The sequence below is a fragment of the Thiopseudomonas acetoxidans genome, from assembly GCF_030362935.1.
GTDB lineage: Bacteria > Pseudomonadota > Gammaproteobacteria > Pseudomonadales > Pseudomonadaceae > Thiopseudomonas > Thiopseudomonas acetoxidans.
This window is the reverse complement of the sequence record NZ_JAUCDY010000008.1, coordinates 43140-58680: the sequence shown is the minus strand read 5'-3', so window position 1 is coordinate 58680 and position 15541 is coordinate 43140. Positions and strand designations below refer to the sequence as shown.

Genomic DNA, 15541 nt, shown 5'->3' with positions numbered 1-15541 from the left:
TCCTGCAAGTCGGGCTTGCGCCCGACTGCTCAGTTTTCAAGACAGTCTTAAAGTGAACGTTCAGGCGCTTCAGGCAAGGGCTGGATGAGCAACAACAAGCCCATACTCAACAACCCACCATAAGCAAGTCTTGCCCAAGGCGCTGCCGTTAGCTGCATCGACTGCGCAACGAGCAAAAGTAGGCACAGAGCCACAGCCATCACGACTAACAGCCCACGCAGCTCAGTAATCCATTGCATTAAAGGTTTGCTACGCCACAGTGCAAGTATTTGTATGCCCAGAGCCATCAGCGTTAACACCAACAACCCCGGGCGCACCACAGCATGCACTTCACTAAGCAACAGCGGCGCCAGTCCAATTTGCTGCAAAGCTGGCATAAAAATCAGCAGATAACTGGCATGAGCGCCCACCCATAGGGTTTGCGCCAACATCCAAATCACTGCCGCGGTATGCAGCATGCGTAATTTAAATATGTTTCACCTCAAGGATTTCGTACTCAACCACCCCCGAAGGTGTTTGCACTGCAGCGATTTCACCCTCTTCCTTGCCAATCAATCCGCGCGCAATGGGTGATGTGACTGATATTTTATTTTGTTTAAAGTCAGACTCATCTTCACCAACAATCTGGTAGACCACGGTCTCATTCGTATCCAGATTGCACAGCTCTACCGTGACACCGAAAATAACTTTTCCAGTGTAAGGCAGCGCAGTAACATCAATAATCTGCGCTGCGGATAAGCGCCCTTCGATATCTTGGATACGCGCCTCAACCATGCCTTGCTGCTCGCGTGCAGCATGGTATTCAGCATTTTCCTTTAAATCACCCAACTCACGTGCCGTAGCAATGGCATCAGTAATCTGTGGGCGCATCACGGTTTTTAAATGTTTTAGCTCCTGCTCTAGGGCTTTCGCTCCTAGAACAGTCATAGGATATTTACTCACACACTCATTCCTGCATGTAAATCTTGCAGTCGGCGCACAGTCCGTTCCGGACCAAATTTAAGCGCCTGACACACCGCCTGCCCTGCCGCCATAGTGGTGGCAATATAGACTTTGTTCTGCAAAGCGTTACGACGAATCGAGAAGGAGTCGGCAATGGACTGACGCCCCTCGGTAGTATTTATAATCAATGAAATTTCTTGGTTTTTAATCATATCCACAATATGTGGACGACCTTCGGTAACCTTGTTGACACGACGAACCGGTAAATTCGCTGCCTCAATTACCTTAGCCGTACCTGAGGTGGCAACCACACTAAAGCCTTGCTCTAACAGCTCTTTCGATAGTTTGGCCACATTAGCTTTATCGTCATCACGGACACTGATAAAGACACAGCCGCTAGTAGGTAAGGTCTCACCGGCACCCACTTGGGCTTTGGCAAAGGCTTCAGCAAAACTGTCGCCGACACCCATCACCTCACCGGTGGATTTCATCTCAGGTCCTAGAATAGTATCAACCCCGGGGAATTTAGCAAAGGGAAACACTGCTTCTTTCACACTAAAGAACGGCGGAATGATCTCTTGAGTGAAGCCAATTTCAGCCAATGTCTTACCCGCCATCACGCGTGCAGCCACTTTAGCCAAGGACTCACCAATACACTTAGACACAAAAGGTACGGTACGTGAAGCGCGCGGGTTGACTTCCAGCACGTAGATATCTTCGCCCTGCACCGCCATTTGCACGTTCATCAAACCCAGCACACCTAGCTCAAGCGCCATACGGCTGACCTGTTCACGAATTTGGTCTTGCACGGCTTGCGACAATGAATACGCCGGTAGGGAGCAGGCGGAGTCACCCGAGTGCACGCCAGCTTGCTCGATATGCTGCATAATTGCGCCGATAACCACTTGCTTACCATCACAAATTGCATCAATGTCTACTTCAATGGCGCTGTTGAGGAAGTGATCCAGTAGCACTGGGCTGTCGTTAGAGACTTGCACGGCATCACGCATGTAACGCTTGAGCTCTTCTTCATCATAAACAATCTCCATCGCTCGCCCGCCTAACACATAGGAGGGACGCACCACCAACGGATAGCCGATGGCTTTGGAGTGTAAAATGGCTTCTTCTTCACTACGCGCTGTGGCGTTTTGCGGCTGCTTGAGCTGTAAACGCTGCACCATCTGCTGGAAACGCTCACGGTCTTCGGCACGGTCAATGGCATCTGGGCTGGTACCAATAATAGGCACACCAGCTTGCTGTAAGGCACGGCAAATTTTTAAGGGCGTCTGCCCACCGTATTGCACAATCACGCCTTTTGGCTGCTCAATGCGCACAATTTCCAGCACATCTTCTAGAGTGACCGGCTCAAAATACAGGCGATCGGAGGTGTCATAATCGGTTGAAACGGTTTCTGGGTTACAGTTGACCATGATGGTTTCATAGCCATCCTCACGTAACGCTAGCGCAGCATGAACACAGCAATAATCAAATTCAATCCCCTGACCAATACGGTTGGGGCCACCACCCAGAATCATAATTTTATCGCGCGTTGAGGGCACGGCTTCGCACTCGTCTTCATAGGTGGAATACATATAAGCGATATCGGTAGCAAACTGCCCTGCACAGGTATCCACGCGTTTATACACGGGTAACAGTTCGAACTGTTGACGGCGTGCACGTACTTCTTTTTCTGAAACAGCGAGCAGTTTTGCCAAACGTGCATCACTAAACCCTTTACGTTTTAGGCGCAGCAGGTTAGCGCGATCCAGTTGGGCAAAGCCCATTTGTCTTAGCTGTTCTGCCTCTAAATACAGATCCTCAATTTGCACGAGGAACCACGGGTCGATCTGGGTTAATTGGTGAATCTCATCACGACTCATGCCCGCACGAAAGGCATCAGCGATGTACCAAATACGTTCAGCACCGGGCACGGTGAGTTCACGACGCAAAATAGTGGCAAGTTCTGGATCATTCTGGTCAACAATCGCATCCAACCCACTAACCCCCACTTCCAAACCACGCATGGCTTTCTGTAAGGATTCTTGGAAGGTGCGCCCCATCGCCATCACCTCACCCACGGATTTCATCTGCGTGGTCAAACGCGCATCGGCTTTAGGGAATTTCTCAAAGGCAAAGCGCGGCATCTTGGTGACGACGTAATCAATGGTCGGCTCAAACACTGCCGGTGTGCGCCCATCAACAATGTCATTCGCCAGCTCATCCAGGGTATAGCCGACCGCCAACTTGGCCGAAATTTTAGCAATGGGGAAACCGGTTGCCTTAGAGGCCAGCGCTGATGAACGCGACACCCTAGGATTCATTTCAATCACCACCATACGCCCATTCACTGGATTTATGCCGAACTGCACATTGGCGCCACCGGTTTGCACGCCAATTTCACGCATAATCGCAAAGGAGGCGTTGCGCATGATTTGATATTCTTTATCGGTTAATGTTTGCGCCGGTGCTACGGTTATGGAATCCCCGGTATGCACGCCCATGGGGTCAAAGTTTTCAATCGAACAGACAATGATGCAGTTATCCAGCTTGTCGCGCACCACTTCCATTTCAAATTCTTTCCAACCAATCAGCGACTCATCAATCAGCAGCTCTTTGGTGGGTGATAAATCTAAACCGCGGCTACAGATTTCTTCAAACTCTTCACGGTTGTAGGCAATGCCACCACCTGTGCCGCCCATGGTAAAGCTGGGGCGAATAATGCAGGGAAAGCCCACCTCATCCAACACCTGATAGGCTTCATCCATGGTATGGGCAATACCAGAGCGCGGACACTCTAAGCCAATGGCACGCATGGCTTTATCAAAACGCGAACGGTCTTCGGCTTTATCGATGGTGTCGGCGTTAGCACCGATCATTTCAACGCCATATTTCGCCAACACGCCTTCGCGCTCTAATGCCAGCGCGCAGTTAAGTGCGGTCTGCCCACCCATGGTCGGCAAAATTGCATCTGGCCGTTCTTTTTCAATGATTTTATCCACGGTTTGCCACTGAATCGGCTCAATATAGGTGGCATCGGCCATCGCCGGGTCGGTCATGATGGTGGCTGGGTTGGAGTTGACTAAGATGACTCGATAGCCTTCTTCGCGCAGTGCTTTACAGGCTTGCGCGCCAGAGTAGTCAAACTCACAGGCCTGGCCGATGACAATCGGGCCGGCGCCAATAATTAAAATGCTGTTAATGTCGGTACGTTTTGGCATGGGATTCTCGTCGTGTTAGGTCAGGGTTGCGGTGGCCAGCTTCACGCCAAAGCTGACGAACATGGCACCAACGCTGGTTAGTGCGCCGGTCGCCAAGCGCTTACGCTGACGAAACCAGTGCGCTAAGCGTGCGCCGGTAAAAATCAAAAGACTGAGATACAGAAAACTAATGATCTGCACAATCAATCCCAGAATCAAAAATGACACACCCGGGTGGGCGTAACCCGGGTCGACAAACTGAATAAAGAAAGACACGAAAAACAAAATGGCTTTCGGATTGGATAGGCTCAGCATCAAGGCCTTGCGTAACGGCTGGCCGATTTTTTGCTGCTCAATACGCTCACTGGTCAGCGACTTGTCACGCATATTGCGCCACGCAGACAGCAGCATATTAATCCCAAGCCAGCACAAATAGGCCGCGCCAAGGTACTTGAGCACACTAAAAAACATAGGCTCAGTGCGCAGCAATGAAGCAATGCCAATGGCTGATAACAGCATCAGAATCGTATCGCCGATAAACACACCGCATGCCGCACTGTAACCTGCGCCTACGCCACGCTGAGCGGCAGTTGCCAGCACAAACAAAGAGTTCGGCCCCGGCAGCAGCACAACAAATACCGTACCCAGCACGTAGGTCCAGATATCCGTAACGCCCAAACTAATTAGCATGACGGATTATTACCCTCAGCTTGCATGGCTGTAATAAAGCGGTCAATAAAAACCGCGCTGGTATTAGGCTCTGCGCTCAACTCAGGCACGCCTTGGAAACCAAACACCGGTTTATCAAGGTACTGCAGCCCCTGAGCACTACCATCAAACAACGACACATGCGTCAACTTCAACGCAACTGGCAAACGCTCTGCACTCACAGCAAAGCTGTGATTCTGTTGGGTGATCATGCATTGCTTGGTAGCTATGTCTTGCACTGGCTGGTTAACACCATATTGACCGCAAGCCAGCTTATGTGTCTGTGCTCCCGTGGCAAGCGCCAACAGTTGAAAACCCAAGCCAGTGGCCAATACCGGCACAGACGTACTGAGCAAGGCTTTAACGGTGTTAATCGCCTCGCTACAGGCGGCTGGATCGCCTGGCCCGCCCGACAACACTACGCCCTGCGGTTGTAACGCGAGCACTTCATGCACCGCCGTATTGGCAGGTACAACAGTGACGCGACAACCCTGGCTGACCAATGCACGCAACAGACTGCGACGTACGCCAAAGTCATAGACCACTACATGCTGTTTGAGCTGCGTGGTATCCACCTCTGGACAGGTATTGCTAGCCAGCTGCCAACTCGCCTGCGTCCAGGTATACGGCTGCTGTGTGCTGACACTAGCAATCAGTGCTTGCCCCTGCAGACCCGCATAGCCTTGCGCCAACTCCAAGGCGCGCGCCTCTGTCGCTTGCGCACCGCTGACAATGCAGCCGCCTAAATTACCTTTTTCACGCAGAATACGCGTCAGGCGGCGTGTATCAATGCCGGCAATCGCCACGACCTGTTGCGCCGCCAAGTAATCAGACAGGCTCTGTTCATCACGCCAACTGCTTGCCAGTAACGGCAAGTCGCGGATAATCATGCCTGCGGCCCAAACTCGCTCAGACTCCGCATCATCTGCGTTAGTACCGCTATTGCCTATATGCGGATAGGTAAAGGCAAGTAGCTGCTGTGCCGATGCCGGATCGGTCAGGCTTTCTTGGTAGCCGGTCATGGCGGTATTAAACACCACCTCCCCGACTGTCTGCCCCTCACAGCCAAGTGCTTGACCATGAAAAATGCTGCCATCAGCAAGGGCGAGTATGGCTGGCTTATTCAAACAGACCTCCGATTGATGCGTTGTTTGCGTACGTTCAGGCGAAAAAAAACGGAATGACGTGTTGACATCATTCCGTTTCTTTAAATATTTGCATGCTGAATACGCTTCTAGTGGATACACTAGCGACAAATTGTACGGGTTTTTTCAGCAAACAAAAAGCGTCAACAACGACTTTTTTAACGTTTTTATTTCAGCCCTAATACATCCTGCATATCGTACAAACCCGCTGGCTTACCCACTACCCAACGTGCTGAACGTGCCGCGCCTTTAGCAAAGGTCATGCGACTTGATGCTTTATGGGTAATTTCTATGCGCTCACCGTCGGCAGCAAATAAAACCGTATGCTCACCCACAATGTCGCCGGCACGAATTGTCGCAAAACCAATGGCTTCACGTGTACGTGCGCCGGTCTGGCCTTCACGACCGTACACCGCAACTTTGGCTAAATCGCGGCCTAAGGCATCGGCTACCACTTCACCCATGCGTAAGGCTGTACCAGACGGGGCATCCACCTTATCACGATGATGGGCTTCGATAATTTCGATATCAACGTCATTGCCCAGCACGCGTGCGGCCGTTTCAACCAATTTAAAGCACAGGTTGACACCCACACTGAAGTTCGCTGCAAACACAATAGGAATCGTATTGCATGCTGCTTCCAACTGACCACGTTCTGCCGAATTAAAGCCCGTGGTACCAATAACCATGGCTTTTTTTGCTTTACAGCAAATCTCAATATTTTTCAGGGTAACGGTAGGGTGGGTAAAATCGATCAGCACATCAAAACTGTCGAGTACCTGAGTCAAGTCACCAACAATCTGAATACCGATTTTATCTAAACCCACAACCTCGCCGACATCAGCGCCAATTAAACTACTGTCAGGACGATCAACAGCTGCAGTCAGCACCATTTGTGGTGAAGTTTGCACTGTCTCGATTAGGGTTTTGCCCATCCGCCCTACGGCACCTGTAATAGCCACTCGTAGCATAGTTTTTCATCTCTTAGTTGAACTAGTGTAGGCGATAGCCTAATAGTAGTTTATTTATTAAACAACTATACCAGTTGCTTATTTATCACCGAAAAAACGCTTCATGCCATCAAACCAACCCTTGGCTTTTGGCGAGTGTGAATTGTCTTTTAACGTTTCACGCAACTCTTCCAACAACTCACGCTGACGCTTATTCAGGCTGACTGGCGTCTCTACTACCACACGACAAATCAAGTCACCTACACCGCCACCTCGTACCGGAGTAACGCCTTTGCCACGCAAGCGAAATAGCTTACCGGTCTGTGTGCCCTCAGGGATTTTAAGCTTTACACGCCCGTCCAGTGTTGGCACTTCAAGCTCTCCACCCAAAGCCGCATCAACAATACTGATGGGGACTTCGCAATGCAGATTACGTCCGTCACGCTCAAAGAAATCGTGCGCCTTAACATTGACCACCACATAGAGATCACCTGCCGGGCCACCTTGCACGCCTGCTTCGCCTTCGCCACTTAAACGAATACGATCACCGACATCTACGCCAGCTGGAACTTTAACCGACAGCGTTTTAGTCTCTTCCACTCGACCCTGTCCGCGACAAGTCTGGCAAGGATCAGTAATAGTTTGTCCACTACCATGACAGCGCGGACAGGTTTGCTGCACAGCAAAGAAACCTTGCTGCATCCGAATTTGACCTACGCCCTGACAGGTACTACAGGTTGAAGGGCTAGTCCCTTTTTTCGCGCCGCTACCGTCACAGGTTTTACACTCTGCTAGCGTAGGCACACGAATTTCTACCGTAGTACCGCGTACAGCTTCTTCTAGGGAAATCTCAATGGTGTAGCGTAAATCACTGCCACGCTGTGGTCCGCCACGCGAACGCCCCGCACCGCCGCCAAAGAAATCACTAAACACATCACCGAAAATATCCGAGAAGCCTGCTCCGCCCTGACCGGCACCACCCATTTGCGGATCAATTCCGGCATGGCCAAACTGATCATAGGCTTGGCGCTTTTGTGCATCTGAAAGCACTTCATAAGCCGCTGTGGCTTCTTTAAACTTATCGTCGGCGTCCTTATCATCTGGGTTGCGGTCAGGATGGTACTTCATCGCTAAACGGCGATAAGCCTTCTTAATTTCCGCTTCACTCGCCCCACGCTCAACGCCGAGCACTTCATAAAAATCACGTTTTGACATAACTCACTTTCACTCCGGTATGCTCGCCGGCTAGAAAGATCAACGCGGGAGCAAGCTCCCGCGTGATCATGGTTAGCATTAAGTGTTAACTGCTGATGACAACAAGATTACTTCTTGTCATTGTCCTTGACTTCTTCAAACTCAGCGTCAACCACATCGTCCGCGTCATCGGCCTGACCTGCTTGCGCAGCATCACCCTGAGCTTGCTCTGCTTCGGCGTACATTTTCTGCGCCACAGGAGCACTGGCTTGTGACAAGGCTTCGATTTTGGCATTAATGGCATCTTTGTCATCGCCTTTGACGGCTTCTTCTAAGTCTGCCAAGGCTGCTTCAATGGCTGTTTTTTCATCAGCCGTCATTTTGTCAGCAGCTTCGGTGAGCATTTTCTTAGTACCGTGCACCAGCTGATCGCCTTGGTTGCGCGCCGTTACCAGCTCTTCGAACTTACGATCTTCCTCAGCGTTAACCTCAGCATCACGCACCATTTGCTCGATTTCTTCTTCACTCAAGCCGGAGTTAGCTTTAATAACAATAGACTGCTTCTTACCGGTCGCCTTGTCCACTGCTGATACGTTCAAAATACCGTTAGCATCAATGTCGAAGGTCACTTCAATCTGCGGCATGCCACGCGGCGCAGGTGGAATATCTGTCAAATCAAACTTACCGAGCGACTTGTTTTGTACTGCTTGCTTACGCTCACCCTGCAGCACGTGAATGGTCACTGCGCTTTGGTTGTCGTCTGCGGTTGAGAACACCTGAGATTTCTTGGTTGGAATCGTGGTGTTTTTCTCAATCAACGCGGTCATTACGCCGCCCATGGTTTCAATACCTAGGGTTAGCGGGGTCACGTCTAGCAACAATACGTCTTTTACATCACCGGCCAGTACCGCGCCCTGAATCGCAGCACCCATGGCGACTGCTTCATCTGGGTTCACGTCTTTACGCGCTTCGGTGCCGAAAAAATCAGCAACGGTTTTCTGCACTAAAGGCATACGGGTTTGACCACCCACCAAAATTACGTCGTTGATAGCCTTAGCATCCAAGCCTGCATCCTGTAAGGCAATGCGGCAAGGCTCAAGCGTGCGCTTAACCAAGTCCTCAACTAAGGACTCTAATTTAGCGCGTGTTACTTTTACCGTCAGGTGCTTAGGACCACTGGCATCTGCAGTAATATAGGGCAGGTTCACATCAGTCTGCTGCGCCGATGACAGTTCAATTTTGGCTTTTTCAGCAGCTTCTTTTAGACGCTGCATCGCCAGCGGGTCACCTTTAAGGTCCATACCGCTTTCTTTCTTAAACTCATCAACCAAGTAGTCGATCATGCGAATATCGAAATCTTCACCACCTAAGAAGGTGTCACCGTTGGTGGCCAACACTTCAAACTGATGTTCACCATCGATTTCAGCGATTTCAATCACCGACACGTCAAAGGTACCACCACCCAGGTCATAAACGATGATGGTGCGGTCGCCTTTGGCTTTATCCATACCGTACGCCAACGCGGCAGCAGTCGGTTCGTTAATAATCCGCTTAACATCCAGCCCCGCAATACGGCCCGCATCTTTTGTGGCTTGCCGCTGGCTGTCGTTAAAATACGCTGGTACGGTTACCACGGCTTCAGTAACGGTTTCGCCAAGGTAATCCTCAGCGGTTTTTTTCATTTTCTTAAGCACTTCCGCAGAAACTTGCGGGGGCGCCATTTTCTCGCCTTTTACATCGATCCACGCATCGCCATTGTCAGCTTTAACGATAGTGTAAGGCACCATTTTAATGTCTTTCTGCACCACTTCTTCATCATAACGACGACCGATCAGACGTTTCACCGCATACAGAGTGTTCTGTGGGTTGGTCACGGCTTGACGCTTAGCAGATTGACCCACCAAAATCTCGCCATCGTTGGTGTAGGCGATAATGGATGGGGTGGTACGGCCACCCTCGGCGTTCTCAATAATCTTTGCAACACCGTTTTCGAGGACTGAAACGCACGAGTTAGTGGTTCCTAAGTCAATACCAATTATTTTGCTCATCTTGCGACTCCGATAATACGGCCCTTTCAGCGTTAGTCTGTTCAGGCCTTAACTTAAATTCTTGTATGTTTAATGGGGCTATAGATTTTAATTTCAAGCCTGCTCGTCAATTTTCACTGGCGGCTCTGCAGGCGCTTTGCTAACCACGACCATGGCAGGACGCAACAAGCGATCATGAATCGAATAACCACACTGGAATACCTTAAGCACGCTATCCGGCTCAGCCTGGGTGCTTTCTTGAATACTCATGGCTTGGTGTAGTTCAGGATTGAACGGCTGACCATGAGGATCGATACGCTCAACATTGTAACGTCTCAAGGTATCGAGCAGCTGCTTGAAAGTCAGCTGCATACCTTCACGCATGGGCCGTAGCGTCTCATTAGTAGCGTCCGCCACTTCAAGGCCGCGCTCTAAACTATCCACCACTGCAAGCAAATCACCGGCAAATTTTTCTAGAGCAAACTTATGCGCTTTTTGCACATCCTGCTCGGCGCGGCGACGGGTATTTTGAACTTCTGCCGCAGCGCGTATCACTTGTTCTTTTGCCTCTGCCAACTGAGCCTCTAGTTCTTCAATGCGCGCATTAACATCTATCTCAGGCTGTGCCTGTTCAGTGTCTTGCTCCGCTAACTCTGGCTCTTGCGCTGGATTCTGCTCATCGGACATACCAGTCTCCTTTCATGTTTTACAAAAATAAAATGCTTAAAGAATTAATGTCAGCTTATATGGGGGCAACACGTCCACGCTTCAAGTGCTAACACGATCTTTTTGCTTATTTAACGCGTATTGATAGCCATACCATGAACATTGACCCTGTTAGATCTTTGTAATCCAGCCACATCAAGCCTGAAACAAGACCGCCAAACTGCAAATAAAAATCTAGCATGCTCTTGATCGACAAAAACAAACACTGTATAAATAAACAGTCATCTTGCAATAAGTGAGCGCAACATGCTTATACAATTATCTGTGCACAATTACGCTATTGTCGAACATCTTGACCTTGAATTAAAACAAGGCATGAGTGCGATTACCGGTGAAACCGGTGCGGGCAAATCCATTATGCTCGACGCACTTAGCCTCACGTTGGGCGCCCGAGCTGACAGCGGTGCCGTGCGACCCAACAGCGATAAAGCGGATATCCTTAGCAGCTTTGACATCAGCCAAATACCCGAAGCACAACGCTGGCTTAGTGCACGTGATTTGGATAATGACGGGCAATGTTTGTTGCGGCGCATTATTACTCAAGAAGGTCGCTCGCGCGCTTACATTAACGGCACGCCCTGCACGCAAACCGATCTCAAAGAGCTGGGCGCTATGTTAATTGATGTGCATAGCCAACACGAACACCAGTCGCTGTTAAAAACTGACACGCACAGACGCCTGCTGGATGAGTTTGCCGGACTCAAGCCCCTGGCAGCAGAAGTCAGCCAACTCGCACAACAATGGCGCGAACAAAGCAACACCTTGGCGCGCCTGAGCCAAAACAGCGACGAGCAACAAGCTCGCATTCAATTACTCAGTTATCAGCTAGAAGAACTGGAAGCCCTGTCCCTAGGTGACACCGAGCTTAGTCAGTTGGAGCAAGAACAGCACATCCTAGCGCAATCGGCACAGCTAATTGAGCACTGCCGTTTTATTATTAACATCTGCAGTGACAATGAAGACAGCACTGTATTAAGCGCACTTAACAGCAGCCTTACGCGCAGCCGTGCCTTTCAACAGCCGCCAGCCGCCTTACAGCTGTGTGATGAACTGCTAACCAGCGCCCAAATCCAAATCGAAGAAGCCGTCGGTGAACTTAACCGCTTCCTTGATAGTTTTGACTGTGATCCAGAACGTCAGCGTTGGGTTGAGGAACGTCTAGATAGCATCTATACCTTGGCACGCAAACATAAAGTCCAGCCAGAAGAACTTAATCATTTGCAGCAACAATTGCTGCACGAGCTGGAAACACTCCAAGGCGATGACTGCAAACTGGAAACACTGGTTGGGAACATTGCCCGCTGCGAAAAGGCATATCAAAAATCCGCGGCTCAGCTATCCAAAGCCAGAACCACAGCAGCCAAACAACTAAGCCAAGCCGTTAGCGCACGCATGCAAGATTTAGGTATGCCCGGCGGACGTTTTAATATTGAATTACAGCCGCATGCTGATAACAAACCCAACGTGCAGGGCGCAGAAAATATTGAATTTTTAGTCAGCGCCAACCCCGGCCAACCTTTAAAAAGCCTAGCCAAAGTGGCTTCTGGCGGCGAATTGTCACGCATTAGCTTGGCGATTCAGGTGATTACTGCACAAACGTCCCGAGTACCTACACTGGTTTTTGACGAGGTTGATGTGGGTATTGGCGGCCCTACTGCAGAGATAGTGGGCCAACTTTTGCGCCAGCTTGGTGGTGAGGGGCAGGTGATAACCGTCACCCACCTTCCGCAAGTTGCAGCGCAGGCGCATCAGCATCTGTACGTCTACAAAGAACGCGGCAAAAACGCTACCAGCACCGCCATTAAAGAGTTATCTGATGCTGAGCGTGTCGAAGAAATCGCTCGCATGCTGGGCGGTATCGACCTTACCGATGAATCTCTAGCCCATGCCAAGCAAATGCTTAGCGGTGCAGTCAACTGAACGACTAACCGGTACAAAATGCTAAGGGATGCCGCACACTAATGCAGTGTCTTGCAGGTTCAATATCCACCCCATACGCCAAAACCTCCACTCCGGCCCGCTGCGCTGTAACGAGCGCAGCAGCGTAATCTGGGTCTATTTCCTTGGCAGCACGCACGGCGGTAATTCCGGTTAAATTAACGCAATAGAGCAACACCGCCCGCTGACCTGCTAAGGCGAGCTGCGTGAGTTCGCGCAAATGCCTAGTGCCACGCGTGGTTACCGCATCAGGAAAGGCAGCTACACTGCTATCAGCAAAACCCAGGGTGACGCTTTTGACTTCAACAAACACCTGCTGCGCGCCAAATTCAAGGCAAAAATCTGCACGGCTATTTTCTTCACCGTAACGTACTTCACGGCGCAACCGCTCAAAACCGGCCAACTCTTTGATAATGCCAACCTGCAATGCCTCTTCAATCAACGCATTAGCGCGATTGGTATTCACACAAGCCAAACGACCCTGAGGAGTTTTCACTATTTCCCACGTTGCTTTAAGTTTGCGCTTGGGATCATCGTTGCGCGTAAACCACACCTGCGCACCTTCGGCCATGCAGTTTTTCATCGAGCCGGTATTTGGGCAATGCGCTGTAACTACAGAACCATCAGCACATCTAATATCAGCAAAAAAGCGCTTGTAACGCTTAATTAAGTGCCCTTGCTCTAACTCTGTAGCGAATTTCATTGCGCTGCTTGCCAGCCAATAAGCCCTTGCTTAATGCGCGCAACTGCTTCCTGCAAACGTGGTATCGGACGAGTATAGGCAAAGCGTACATGCTGACTGGACTTATACCGACCAAAATCCACTCCTGGAGTAATGGCTACATGCTGGTTTTCCAGAAAATAACGGCAAAACTCAAAAGCATCGCAGCCAAAAGCAGAAATATCGGCGTACAGATAGAACGCGCCTTGCGGCTCGACTTCAATCTTAAAGCCCAATTCACGCAGCGCTGGCAGCAAATAATCACGCCGCGCAGCAAACTCATCTCGGCGCTGCTCGAAAATGGCCTGCGCCTCTGGCTCAAAACAAGCTAATGCAGCATATTGCGACAATGTCGGGGCGCTAATAAAAAAGTTTTGCGCCATTTTCTCCAGCTCTGGCACGGCATCCTCTGGTGCAACCAACCAACCCAAGCGCCAGCCGGTCATGCCGAAATACTTCGAAAAGCTATTTAACACAAAAGCATTGTTATCCACTTCCAGCACGCTGGCCGCATCCATACCATAAGTCAGCCCATGATAAATTTCATCCACCAATAAATGCCCACGTTTATCGGACACGCTCTGGCTTAGCGCCTGCAATTCTTCTCTGCTTAATACAGTACCTGTTGGGTTCGCTGGTGAAGCCACCAAAGCACCTACACACGAATCATCCCAATAGCGCTGCACCAAATCAGGGGTCAGTTGATAGTTCGTCTCGGGTCCGACCGGCACCATTTGCGCACCCCCCTCAACCAAGCGTAAAAAATTACGGTTACAGGGATAGCCAGGATCTGCCAGCAACCAGTGCTTGCCCGGGTCAACCAATAAGGCGCTGGCTAACAACAGTGCGCCTGACCCACCTGAAGTAATCACAATGCGCTGTGCTGGCACCGACAAACCATAACGTGTTTGATAATAACCGCTGATTGCCTCACGCAACTGCGGCAAACCCAACGCCGGGGTGTAGTTTGTGTGCCCAGCGGCTAAAGCAGCCTGACCAGCCGCCACTATTGGCTCGGCGGTAGTGAAATCCGGCTCGCCAATTTCCAGATGAATCACATCATGGCCTGCCTGCTGCAATTCATTGGCTCGCTGCAATAAAGCCATCACATGAAAGGGTTCAATTGCACGACTGCGCGCACTGTAAGCAAAACTCATTATTTTTCCTTTATAGCCTCATCAATTGCCTGACACAGCTTTTGCAAAGCATTAAACATTTGCCAGCTAGGCCGCTCCAACCCATTATCTGGCACGGTAATCATTGGTGTTTTTATTGTTTCTGGCCAGCTATCACGCAATTGATCATGGGTGATCACAATCAAATCCGGCTTGGCTGCCAACACAGTCTCCAAGTTTACTTGGGGGGCTAGTACGGGTAATTGAGCGAAAACATTTTCAGCACCACAATAGCTCAACGCATCAGAAATAATTTGCCCGCCGCCAAGGGTGTACATGGGTTTATCCCATAACTGATAAAACACACGTATCGGTTTTTTTCGTTGATAGCGTTGCTCTAAAGAATCAAGCTGTTGATGGGCTTGCGCAGTAAGCTGTTTGCCTCGCTGTGTAGCATTCACCAAGGCACCGATTTCCGTAAACTGCCGGGCAAGCTCACGCAACGTTTTAGCCTGCGCATGATAAACTGGAATGTGTAACTGCTGTACTTGCTGGAGCTGACGCGGGCTGATACTGCCGGGCCAGTTTAGTAATAAATCTGGCTGCAGCTCAAGCAAGCGCTCGATATTGAGCTGCCCTAAACTGCCAACCTTAGCCACTGACTCAAGCTCTTTCGCCAAAGGCCCGGCATCCAGCACTCCAACAAGGTAATGCTCTGCCTGAAGGTCTTGCATTATTTCGGTTAACGATGGCGCTAGACTGATGACGCGTTCAGCGGCGCTAGCCGGAGCCAGCCACAGCAACAGCATCAGACTGCAGAGTGTACGTACCATACTTGTCTCGGAGTGCGATAAAGCCAAAACAATAGCAAGCTACAG

At 50.3% G+C, this 15541-nt stretch carries 13 protein-coding genes; 1 reads left to right on the top strand and 12 read right to left on the bottom strand.

The genetic code is table 11. From position 1 onward, the window contains the following. Window positions 1-47: 47 nt before the first annotated feature. The 9 genes from QEZ41_RS07910 to grpE all read right to left on the bottom strand — a co-directional run bounded on the left by QEZ41_RS07910 (window position 48) and on the right by grpE (window position 10850). Window positions 48-458 (bottom strand): DUF4149 domain-containing protein, encoded by a 411-nt coding sequence (locus QEZ41_RS07910; RefSeq protein ID WP_289410871.1) that lies wholly within the window; start codon window positions 456-458, stop codon window positions 48-50. A 7-nt stretch (window positions 459-465) separates the two neighbouring features. Further along, complete coding sequence (gene greA, locus QEZ41_RS07905; RefSeq protein ID WP_289410870.1) at window positions 466-942, bottom strand: transcription elongation factor GreA; 477 nt, start codon at window positions 940-942, stop codon at window positions 466-468. Further along, window positions 939-4160, bottom strand: a complete 3222-nt coding sequence (carB, locus tag QEZ41_RS07900) for a carbamoyl-phosphate synthase large subunit (protein WP_289410868.1) — start codon at window positions 4158-4160, stop codon at window positions 939-941. The genes greA and carB overlap by 4 nt, the downstream gene beginning before the upstream one ends. Window positions 4161-4175: 15 nt before the next feature. After that, on the bottom strand, window positions 4176-4829 hold the full coding sequence (gene leuE / locus QEZ41_RS07895; protein ID WP_289410867.1) for a leucine efflux protein LeuE: 654 nt from the start codon (window positions 4827-4829) through the stop codon (window positions 4176-4178). Beyond that, on the bottom strand, window positions 4823-5974 hold the full coding sequence (gene carA / locus QEZ41_RS07890) for a glutamine-hydrolyzing carbamoyl-phosphate synthase small subunit (protein WP_289410866.1): 1152 nt from the start codon (window positions 5972-5974) through the stop codon (window positions 4823-4825). Before carA ends, leuE begins: the two co-directional genes overlap by 7 nt. 185 nt (window positions 5975-6159) lie before the next feature. After that, window positions 6160-6963, bottom strand: coding sequence for a 4-hydroxy-tetrahydrodipicolinate reductase (gene dapB / locus QEZ41_RS07885; RefSeq protein ID WP_289410864.1), 804 nt, complete (start codon window positions 6961-6963; stop codon window positions 6160-6162). Window positions 6964-7041: 78 nt separating this feature from the next. Beyond that, window positions 7042-8157: a molecular chaperone DnaJ gene (dnaJ, locus tag QEZ41_RS07880; protein WP_289410862.1), complete on the bottom strand. Its 1116-nt coding sequence runs from the start codon at window positions 8155-8157 to the stop codon at window positions 7042-7044. Between the two features lie 107 nt (window positions 8158-8264). Next, complete coding sequence (gene dnaK, locus QEZ41_RS07875; RefSeq protein ID WP_289410860.1) at window positions 8265-10184, bottom strand: molecular chaperone DnaK; 1920 nt, start codon at window positions 10182-10184, stop codon at window positions 8265-8267. A gap of 93 nt (window positions 10185-10277) precedes the next feature. Then, window positions 10278-10850 carry a nucleotide exchange factor GrpE gene (gene grpE / locus QEZ41_RS07870; protein WP_289410858.1) on the bottom strand — a complete coding sequence of 191 codons (573 nt, stop codon included), beginning with the start codon at window positions 10848-10850 and terminating at the stop codon, window positions 10278-10280. Window positions 10851-11135: 285 nt separating this feature from the next. Here grpE and recN point away from each other — a divergent pair, with 285 nt between their 5' ends. After that, window positions 11136-12809 (top strand): DNA repair protein RecN, encoded by a 1674-nt coding sequence (gene recN / locus QEZ41_RS07865; protein WP_289410857.1) that lies wholly within the window; start codon window positions 11136-11138, stop codon window positions 12807-12809. Between the two features lie 4 nt (window positions 12810-12813). Here the strand turns inward: recN and sfsA are convergent, their stop codons facing one another. The 3 genes from sfsA to QEZ41_RS07850 are packed head-to-tail and all read right to left on the bottom strand — an operon-like array spanning window position 12814 to window position 15496. Next, the gene (gene sfsA / locus QEZ41_RS07860) at window positions 12814-13530 is read right to left on the bottom strand and encodes a DNA/RNA nuclease SfsA (protein ID WP_289410856.1); all 717 of its coding nucleotides are present in this window, start codon (window positions 13528-13530) and stop codon (window positions 12814-12816) included. Next, window positions 13527-14705 carry a pyridoxal phosphate-dependent aminotransferase gene (locus tag QEZ41_RS07855; RefSeq protein ID WP_289410855.1) on the bottom strand — a complete coding sequence of 393 codons (1179 nt, stop codon included), beginning with the start codon at window positions 14703-14705 and terminating at the stop codon, window positions 13527-13529. The genes sfsA and QEZ41_RS07855 overlap by 4 nt, the downstream gene beginning before the upstream one ends. Beyond that, the gene (locus tag QEZ41_RS07850; protein WP_289410854.1) at window positions 14705-15496 is read right to left on the bottom strand and encodes a helical backbone metal receptor; all 792 of its coding nucleotides are present in this window, start codon (window positions 15494-15496) and stop codon (window positions 14705-14707) included. The genes QEZ41_RS07855 and QEZ41_RS07850 overlap by 1 nt, the downstream gene beginning before the upstream one ends. Window positions 15497-15541: the final 45 nt, after the last annotated feature.